Here is an 8,614-nt window from a genome sequence, read left to right on the forward strand (position 1 = left end):
CCGCCCTTTCCCGGTATTACATCCCCTGCATCGTGCGAATACGCGCGGCGTCTTCTCCCGGCGTCAAACCGAAGTAGCGCTTAAACTCGCGGCTGAACTGCGAAGGGCTTTCATATCCCACGCGCATCGCCGCCGCGCTGGCCTTCATGCCGTCATGGATCATCAGCATTCGTGCTTTATGCAAACGGTAGTTTTTCAGATACTGCAAAGGAGAAGTGCTGGTCACCGCTTTAAAATTATGGTGAAACGCTGACACACTCATATTCGCTTCCGCCGCCAGCCGATCGACGCTGAGGTTTTCGGTGTACTGGCTTTCGATATGCTTGAGCACGCGACTTATCAGGCTGAAGTGGGTCTGCCGGCTGACCAGCGCCAACAGCGCGCCGCCGCAGGGCCCCGTCAGCACATAATACAGAATTTCGCGGACGATTTGCTTGCCAAGGATCCGTGCGTCCAGCGGCCGCTCCATCACGTCAAGCAGCCGTTCGGCAGCGCACAGAATATCCTCCGAGAGTACCGCGGAGTTTATCCCGCTGGAGGCGACCGCGGGCTGAAACAGCGGATCTTCGCCAATATCCATCAGCAGCTCTTGCAGTTGCAGGATATCGACGTTCAGGCGCATCCCGGCGAGGGGCACCTCCGGGGTGGCAAAGGTTTCGCACTCGAAAGGTAGCGGCACGGTCAGCAGTAAATATTCGTTTGTATCGTAGCGAAAAGTCCGCTCATTGATATAACCAATTTTATGGCCCGAAAAGAGAAAAACGATCCCCGGCTGATACATCACCGGCGTCCGGGGCCCCGGTTGCGTTCCGTACAGCAAACGGACGTCAGGCAGCAACGAACTTAACATTTCGTGCTTATCTTTCAGCAGGTTAATCTTCTCCGTTAATGTCCGACATATCTCTGCGTGTTGCATTGCCACCGTCTCTCCCGATGTTTCTTCACCTGTACATTGTGCGCAGGCCGCTACAAATTCTCCAGCCATATGGAGAAATAGGCAAGACATCGGCAGGAATGTGCATTGAGGGTCAACGGCGCCAGGACCACAATAACCTTCATCGGGCAGCGGTATCGTCCCTGTCGACGGTTTTACTCTTTGGAGGACTTAAGCAATGAATAATTTCGACCTGCATACCCCAACCCGCATTCTGTTTGGCAAAGGCGCGATTGAAAAGCTGCGTGAACAGATCCCGGCGGAAGCCCGCGTACTGATCACCTACGGCGGCGGCAGCGTCAAAAAAACAGGCGTCCTGGATCAGGTCCTCACCGCTCTGAATGGCCTGGATGTCCTTGAATTTGGCGGCATCGAGCCGAACCCGTCTTACGAAACCCTGATGAATGCGGTGAAACTCGCCCGGGAAGAGAAAGTGACCTTCCTGCTGGCGGTCGGCGGCGGTTCGGTGCTGGATGGCACCAAGTTTATCGCTGCAGCAGCCCACTACGACGCGGATATCGATCCGTGGGAAATTCTGGAAACCTATGGCAGCAAAATTGCCAGCGCCATTCCAATGGGCTCGGTACTGACTCTGCCGGCGACCGGTTCTGAATCCAACAAAGGCGCGGTCATATCGCGGAAAACCACCGGCGACAAACGCGCGTTTATGTCTTCGCACGTCCAGCCGCAGTTCGCGATCCTCGATCCGGTTTATACCTATACCCTGCCGCCGCGCCAGGTCGCGAACGGCGTGGTTGACGCCTTCGTCCATACCGTCGAGCAGTACGTGACCTACCCGGTTGACGGCAAAATCCAGGACCGCTTCGCCGAAGGCATTCTCCTGACCCTGATCGAGGATGGCCCGAAAGCCCTGCAGGAACCGGAGAACTATAACGTGCGCGCCAATATTATGTGGGCGGCGACGCAGGCGCTGAACGGCCTGATCGGCGCAGGCGTGCCACAGGACTGGGCGACGCATATGCTCGGCCACGAGCTGACGGCGATGCACGGCCTGGATCACGCCCAGACGCTGGCTATCGTGCTGCCGGCGCTGTGGAATGAGAAACGCGATGCCAAGCGCGAGAAGCTGCTGCAGTATGCCGAGCGCGTGTGGAATATTACCGAAGGCTCTGACGACCAACGTATCGATGCCGCCATCGCCGCAACGCGTCAGTTCTTCGAGCAGATGGGCGTGCCGACCCGCCTTTCCGATTACGGTCTCGACGGTAGCTCCATCCCGGCGCTGCTGGCGAAACTGGAAGAGCACGGCATGACTAAACTTGGCGAACATCAGGATATCACCCTGGACGTCAGCCGCCGTATTTACGAGGCTGCACGCTAAGCGCTCCCCGCCTGATTCACCTCTCCTTACGTTAAACAAACGCCGGGGAGAGGTGTTTTTACTACCGTTTTTAGCTATTTCGTCCAGACTTAATGCTACCCCTCGGCGGATCCTGCTTCGCCGAGTTCATTAACAGGAGGAAGGCATGACACATCCAACCGTTATAAAACTGCACGACGGCAACCTGATGCCGCAGCTGGGTCTCGGCGTGTGGAAAGCTGGCAACGAGGAAGTCGTCTCCGCCATTCATAAGGCGCTGGAAGTCGGTTATCGCTCTTTTGACACCGCCGCCGCGTACCAAAATGAGACCGGCGTCGGCAATGCGCTGCACAGCGCTGGCGTCAACCGCGATGAGCTCTTCATCACCACTAAGCTGTGGAACGACGATCAAAAACGGCCGCACGAGGCGCTGAAAGAGAGCCTCAGCAAACTGAAGCTGGACTATGTGGATCTCTATTTAATCCACTGGCCGGTACCGGCTATCGGCCATTACGTCGAGGCCTGGCAGGCGCTGATCGAGCTGCAGCAGCAGGGGCTGACCAAAAGCATTGGCGTGTGTAATTTCCAGGTACCGCATCTGCAGAAGCTGATTGATGAAACCGGCGTCGCCCCGGTGATCAATCAGATAGAACTCCATCCACTTATGCAGCAGCGTCAGCTGCACGCGTGGAACGCCACCCACAAGATCCAGACCGAATCCTGGAGCCCGCTGGCCCAGGGCGGCGAAGGCGTCTTCGATCAAAAAGTCATCCACCAGCTCGCCGATAAGTACGGCAAAACGCCGGCGCAAATCGTCATCCGCTGGCATCTCGACAGCGGTCTGGTGGTGATCCCGAAATCCGTCACGCCGTCGCGTATCGCGGAAAACTTTGACGTCTGGGACTTCCGTCTCGACAAAGATGAGCTGGGAGCGATCGCGAAGCTGGACCAGGGTAAACGTCTCGGTCCTGACCCGGATCAGTTCGGCGGATAATGCTCTCTCTTGCCATCGCCTTTAGCGCCTCGGCGTTAAAGGCGATCGCAGACCAGATGAATATCCTCTGGCTCCAGCGCAAACAGCGCCGGGTCGGGCTTATCCGCTAAGCGACATCCCTGAGCCAGATAAAAATCGACGGTGTTTTTGTTGGGGATCGACGAGATATAGAGGCCGGACGCCCCCATTTCTGGCAGCTGGTGCAGGGCATACTGAAACAGTCGCCGCCCCCAGCCCTGGCCGCGCTTTCCCGCCCCGACATAAAAGAATAATAGCTGGCGCAGCTCGCCATTCATGCCGCGAGGCAGCGTATCCAGCGCCGCTGCGGCAATCATCTGCTCATCGTCAAAAAAGGCGAAAAAAATACCGCCGCGATCGTAACAGGCCTCGTGAATCGGAGTATAAACCTGACGATCGTGAGGGTCCCAGCCACGCACGTCATAATATTCCCGATAAGCCCGCAGCTGACCGTTATCGAGACGGTAGAGCGTATCGATAATTTCGCTGCGGTCTATCTCCCAGAGCTGGTCCAGTTGTTGTCGCGACAGGATGACCGGCGTCATCACCTCTCTCCTTTTTTCACAGATGTTCCCGGCGAGCGATCCCGCCGGGCCAGCCGCTTAGCGTGATACGGCCTTCGGCTTAACGCGTTTTTTCGCGCCCGCAGCGGCAGGCGTCTGGCGCTGATGGGCGATCGGCGTGTGCTTGGTCAGCGCCGGACGAGTATGGCGGTTCTGGCGACGCGCTTCACGCATTTCGTCCAGGGTTGGCGCTGGCACCAGGCAGTCGCGGCGGGAGCCAATCAGGTGCTTCTTGCCCATCGCCTCCAGCGCCTGACGGATCAGCGGCCAGTTTGCCGGATCGTGGTAGCGGAGCAGCGCTTTGTGCAGACGGCGCTGTTTATCGCCCTTCGGCACCACCACCTCTTCGCTCTTATAACCAATTTTACCCAGCGGGTTCTTGCCGGTGTAATACATGGTGGTCGAGTTCGCCAGCGGCGACGGATAGAAGTTCTGCACCTGGTCGAGACGGAAGCGATGCTTCTTCAGCCACAGCGCCAGGTTCACCATATCTTCATCACGGGTGCCCGGATGAGCGGAGATAAAGTACGGGATCAGATACTGCTCTTTACCCGCCTGCTTCGAATAGGTGTCGAACAGCTCTTTAAAGCGGTCGTAGCTGCCCATTCCCGGCTTCATCATCTTCGACAGCGGTCCCTCTTCGGTATGCTCCGGGGCGATCTTCAGATAGCCGCCGACGTGGTGGGTCGCCAGCTCTTTGATATAGCGCGGATCTTCGACCGCGATGTCATAGCGTACCCCGGAGGCGATAAGGATCTTCTTGATGCCCTTCAGCTCGCGAGCGCGGCGATAAAGATTGATCGTCGGCTCATGGTTGGTATCCATGTGCGGGCAAATATCCGGATAGACGCAGGAGAGACGGCGGCAGGTCTGCTCAGCGCGCGGCGATTTACAGCGCAGCATATACATGTTGGCCGTTGGCCCGCCGAGATCGGAGATCACCCCGGTAAAGCCGGGCACGGTGTCGCGAATGGCTTCGATCTCATTAATGATCGAATCCTCAGAACGGCTCTGGATTATGCGTCCTTCGTGCTCGGTGATCGAGCAGAACGAACAGCCGCCGAAGCAGCCGCGCATGATGTTGATTGAGAAGCGGATCATCTCATACGCCGGAATACGCGCATCGCCATAGGAAGGATGCGGCACCCGCTTGTACGGCAGCGCGAAGACGCTGTCCATCTCTTCGGTGGAGAGCGGGATTGCCGGCGGGTTGATCCAGATGTAGCGCTCGCCGTGCTTTTGCATCAGCGCCCGGGCGCAGCCGGGGTTGGTTTCGTGGTGCAAAATGCGCGAGGCGTGAGCGTACAGGACCTTATCGCCTTTCACCTTCTCGAAGGAAGGCAGCAGCACATAGGTTTTTTCCCACGGTTTGGGCCGCGGCGGTTGCACAGTAATGCTTTTCGCTTCCTGTTTTTTCGGCGCGACCGGTTTGTTATCGGCGCACGGCAGATCTTCACCGTACGGATGCGGGATGGGGTCAATTTTACCGGGCGTATCCAGACGGGTGGAGTCCACGCCGCTCCAGCCGGGCAGCGCCTCTTTCACCATGATGGCGGTATTGCGCACATCGCGGATCTGGTCGATGGTTTCGCCCATCGCCAGGCGATGAGCCACTTCCACCAGCGGACGCTCGCCGTTGCCGAACATTAGCATATCGGCCTTGGAGTCCACCAGCACCGAGCGGCGCACGGTGTCGGACCAGTAATCATAGTGGGCGGTACGACGCAGGCTGGCTTCGATGCCGCCGAGGATCACCGGCACATCTTTCCACGCCTCTTTACAGCGCTGGGTGTAGACGAGGGTAGCGCGGTCCGGTCGTTTGCCCGCCACGTTACCCGCCGTATAGGCATCGTCATGACGTAGTTTACGGTCGGCGGTGTAACGGTTGATCATTGAGTCCATGTTGCCGGCGGTCACGCCGAAGAACAGGTTCGGTTTGCCCAGACGCATAAAGTCGTCTTTGCTGTTCCAGTCCGGCTGGGAGATGATCCCAACCCGGAAACCCTGCGCTTCCAGCATGCGGCCGCAGATAGCCATCCCGAAGCTCGGGTGGTCGACATAGGCGTCGCCGGTAACCAGAATAATGTCGCAGCTATCCCAGCCAAGTTGATCCATCTCTTCACGCGACATCGGTAAAAAGGGCGCAGGGCCAAAACAGGCAGCCCAGTATTGCGGCCAGGAAAAAAGGTCACGATCCGGTTGGATCAGGGATATTGCGCTCATATTGCTTCCGGGGAAAATGATAAAAAAATAACCAAAAGGGCGTGGATTATAAGCCGGAATGATAGTGGAAATGAAGGAGGATTTTCTCAAACCCTGACCGTGCGCCGGCCAGGGTCAAAGAGATTACGGCGCGGGATTCACCAGCATCTGGCCAATCGAACCGCGATCGGCAAGCTCCAGCGTCTGACTCAGATACTGGAACGGGAAGTGCGGCCACGACGGTTGAGCGTAATAGACCAGCAGCTCAACCTGCCCGTCGACCCACACGGTGTCCTTCCAGCCGCGATCTTCCGGGAAAGGAGACGAGCCGTTGACATTACGGATCTGGAACATCACCCCTTCAATATGGAACGACTGCGGGCGGTCGGCGCGCACCGTCCAGCGCTCCCAGGTCCCCTGCTGCGCCGTGATATCGATACGCTGCGGATCCCACAGCTGGCCGTTGATGCCCGGATCGTCGCCAAGGGTGATATCCCGGCTGCGGATCGGCGTACCGGAGAGCAGCTCGGTCGGCAGCAGGCGCACCGGCAGACTGTCGGTCACCAGCGGCAGCAGCCCGGTCGGACGCAGCGTCAGCACCAGCGTGGAGACCAGGATGCTTGACGGTTCAAAAAAACCGCGGATACGGTCGACGATACTCGCCGCTTCGCCGCAGGTAATGGACACTTCATCGCCGTTAGTCATATCGACCAGAATTTCACGCCGCTCTCCCGGGGCCAGCGATAGCTGCTTGAGCGAAACCGGCGCCGGCAGGAATCCCTGATCGCCGGAAATCACATGCAGCAGTCGGCCATCGCTCATCTGCAGCTGATAGCGCCGGGAGTTGGAAGCGTTCAGCAGGCGCAGGCGCACCCAGCCGCGCGACACTTCAACATAGGGGCTCTGCACGCCGTTAACCAGCAGCGTGTCGCCCACAAAGCCGCCGCTGCCAGGTTCGCTATATTCCGGCGTGCCGAAGTTATCCAGCCGTTTATCCTGAATAATCACCGGGAAGTCATCGACGCCATAGTGGTTAGGGATCGGCAGGTTCTTGCTGACCTCGTCTTCCACCAGCCACATGCCCGCCAGACCGTTGTAAACCTGTTTCGCCATCCGGTTCGGCGTGTTGGCCTGATACCACAGCGTCGCCGCGCTCTGGCGGATAGGCAGCACCGGCGCCCAGTCGGCGTTCGGCGACATCATGCGCGCCGCGCCGCCAATCAGCGGGCCAGGCACCTGCAGACCGCGGATGGTCATCGCCACGTTCTCCGTCAGGCGGTTGCTGTAGATAAGCTTGACGTCGTCTCCGTTCCAGACGCGGATCGTCGGCCCCATATAGCGGCCATTGATCCCCCAGACGGGGGCGCGGGTGCCGGGGGTAAACGACCAGTGGGAACGCTGCAGCGTCAGAAACAGCGGCTGGCCGCGACGAGATTCCAGCAGCGGCGGAACCGGCAGCGCAGGCTGCTGGCCGGCGGCATGGGCCTTCAGCGGCGCGGCGCCAGCGCACAGCGCTACGCCGGAAGCCTTAATAAACTGACGCCGACTGAGTGACATATTAACTCCATGACATACTGACAAATGAAAAAGGGAATTCGTTTCCCGCCAGCAATACGCGCGCGTTGGCGGCGTTTCCTGTCTTATTGCTTTCCAGCCGCTTCGCGCTCGGCCACTTCGTTGTCCAGATCAGCGATTTTGGCGGCCATCAGCTCGCGGCAATGCGTCGCCAGCGCGCGCACGTTGTCTTTACCAAACTGCGTGGTATCTACCGGCGGCAGCATTTCCACAATCACCAGACCGTTGTTCCAGCGATTGAGCTTTATTTTATTCGATGTATTCGAGACACACACCGGAATAATCGGCACCCCAGCGGCAATAGCCGCGTGAAAAGCCCCGGTTTTAAACGGCAGCAGGCCGCGGCCGCGGCTACGGGTCCCTTCCGGGAACATCCAGAACGAAATTTTACGCTTTTTAAAAGCGTTGACGACTTCGGCAATAGTGCCGTGCGCTTTGGTTCGGTTATTACGGTCAATCAGCAAATTGCCCGTCAGCCAGTACAGTTGGCCAAAGAACGGGATCCACAGCAGGCTCTTTTTACCTACGGTGACCGTCGGAGCCTGCACGATATTCGACGCCGTCACCATATCATAGTTGTTCTGGTGGTTAGCGATGTAGATCGCGTTGCCATAGCTTTCCGCGTCGGCGGGTTTGCGTAGCTCTACCTTGAGGCCAAATACCGGAGATAAACGGCCAAACAGATGGCCGAAAGTGGCAACGTGTTTTGGATTACGTGGGCTGAACAAGCAGTACAGACAGCCAAGTACGCATACTACGATGCAATAAATGACCACGAAAATTACTCGAAAAATGAATAGCATAGCTACCTCTAAAACCCAAACCGCTTAGAATTATTCGCTGCTGGCAGAAGGCAGGCTCACAAGTTCTGCGCAGGCCGGGACCGTTCTTCCTGGGTCCCTGATGATGGACATTGTTAATCGCAACGCCTGAATAAACAACGATTTTGCGGCATTTTTTCGTTTCCCCCCCCCCCCAAAGGGGGGGGGGGGGGGGGGGGGGGGGGG

General features: G+C 58.1%; 6 protein-coding genes and 1 pseudogene. 2 read left to right on the forward strand and 5 right to left on the reverse strand.

Features of this window, described 5'->3' with window-relative positions:
* Positions 1-16: 16 nt before the first annotated feature.
* Positions 17-916, reverse strand: a complete 900-nt coding sequence (locus tag HMPREF9538_RS09410) for an AraC family transcriptional regulator (protein ID WP_004144552.1) — start codon at positions 914-916, stop codon at positions 17-19.
* Between the two features lie 196 nt (positions 917-1,112).
* Here HMPREF9538_RS09410 and yqhD point away from each other — a divergent pair, with 196 nt between their 5' ends.
* Both yqhD and dkgA read left to right on the forward strand, forming a co-directional pair.
* On the forward strand, positions 1,113-2,276 hold the full coding sequence (gene yqhD, locus HMPREF9538_RS09405; protein WP_004144551.1) for an alcohol dehydrogenase: 1,164 nt from the start codon (positions 1,113-1,115) through the stop codon (positions 2,274-2,276).
* 145 nt (positions 2,277-2,421) lie between these two features.
* Positions 2,422-3,249, forward strand: a complete 828-nt coding sequence (gene dkgA, locus HMPREF9538_RS09400; RefSeq protein ID WP_002916796.1) for a 2,5-didehydrogluconate reductase DkgA — start codon at positions 2,422-2,424, stop codon at positions 3,247-3,249.
* Between the two features lie 35 nt (positions 3,250-3,284).
* Here the strand turns inward: dkgA and HMPREF9538_RS09395 are convergent, their stop codons facing one another.
* The 4 genes and pseudogenes from HMPREF9538_RS09395 to plsC all read right to left on the reverse strand — a co-directional run bounded on the left by HMPREF9538_RS09395 (position 3,285) and on the right by plsC (position 8,410).
* Complete coding sequence (locus HMPREF9538_RS09395) at positions 3,285-3,812, reverse strand: GNAT family N-acetyltransferase (protein WP_004144550.1); 528 nt, start codon at positions 3,810-3,812, stop codon at positions 3,285-3,287.
* Positions 3,812-6,143, reverse strand: a pseudogene (locus HMPREF9538_RS09390) (YgiQ family radical SAM protein). Before HMPREF9538_RS09390 ends, HMPREF9538_RS09395 begins: the two are co-directional and overlap by 1 nt.
* A gap of 33 nt (positions 6,144-6,176) precedes the next feature.
* Positions 6,177-7,589, reverse strand: coding sequence for a cell division protein FtsP (ftsP, locus tag HMPREF9538_RS09385; protein WP_004144547.1), 1,413 nt, complete (start codon positions 7,587-7,589; stop codon positions 6,177-6,179).
* An 83-nt stretch (positions 7,590-7,672) separates the two neighbouring features.
* The gene (gene plsC / locus HMPREF9538_RS09380; RefSeq protein WP_002916826.1) at positions 7,673-8,410 is read right to left on the reverse strand and encodes a 1-acylglycerol-3-phosphate O-acyltransferase; all 738 of its coding nucleotides are present in this window, start codon (positions 8,408-8,410) and stop codon (positions 7,673-7,675) included.
* Between the last annotated feature and the right edge of the window lie 204 nt (positions 8,411-8,614).

The organism is Klebsiella sp. MS 92-3 (assembly GCF_000195655.1).
Lineage (GTDB): Bacteria > Pseudomonadota > Gammaproteobacteria > Enterobacterales > Enterobacteriaceae > Klebsiella > Klebsiella pneumoniae.